At 57.9% G+C, this 848-nt stretch carries 1 protein-coding gene; it reads left to right on the forward strand.

Going from position 1 to position 848, the window contains the following annotated elements; genetic code table 11:
• Positions 1-848, forward strand: an 848-nt coding sequence (locus FQ182_RS29655) for a methyl-accepting chemotaxis protein (RefSeq protein WP_149494090.1), incomplete at both ends; no start/stop codon positions are given.

The following is an 848-nucleotide window of genomic DNA, read 5'->3' on the forward strand; positions in this document are numbered from 1 at the left end:
GCCTTGATCGCTATGTTCATCGCTGTCGCGGCGATTGCCGTTCTATTGAGCTTGCTGATCCAGGTGTTGATGCGCCCGCTGACCACCATGGGCCGCGCCATGCAGGATATCGCCCAGGGCGAGGGTGATTTGACCCGACGCCTGGCCGTAGAAAGCAAAGACGAATTTGGTGAACTAGGCAGCGCCTTCAACCAGTTCGTCGAGCGAATTCACGCATCGATTTCCGAAGTTTCCTCGGCGACGCGTCAAGTGCATGATCTGTCCCAGCGAGTAATGGCATCATCCAACGCGTCGATTATCGGTTCTGATGAACAGAGTGCTCGCACCAACAGTGTGGCCGCTGCGATTAACGAACTGGGTGCCGCCACTCAGGAAATCGCCCGCAACGCCGCCGATGCATCGCAACACGCCAGCAGTGCCAGCGAGCAAGCGGATGACGGTCGTAAAGTGGTGGAAAAAACTATTCTGGCAATGTCGGAGTTGTCGCAGAAAATCAGCCTGTCCTGCACCCAGATTGAAAACCTGAATGCCAGCACCGATAACATTGGTCACATTCTTGACGTGATCAAAGGCATCTCCCAGCAAACCAACCTGCTGGCCCTCAACGCCGCAATTGAAGCGGCACGGGCCGGGGAAGCCGGGCGCGGTTTTGCAGTGGTTGCCGATGAAGTACGCAACCTGGCCCACCGGACCCAGGAGTCGGCAGAAGAGATCCACAAGATGATCACCTCGTTGCAGATCGGTTCGCGCGAGGCGGTGACGACGATGAATGCCAGCCAGGTGTCCAGCGAAGAAAGTGTCGAGGTGGCCAACCAGGCCGGCGCACGCCTAGTCAGCGTGACCCAGCG

It is taken from the genome of Pseudomonas sp. ANT_H4 (assembly GCF_008369295.1).
Classification (GTDB): Bacteria; Pseudomonadota; Gammaproteobacteria; order Pseudomonadales; family Pseudomonadaceae; genus Aquipseudomonas.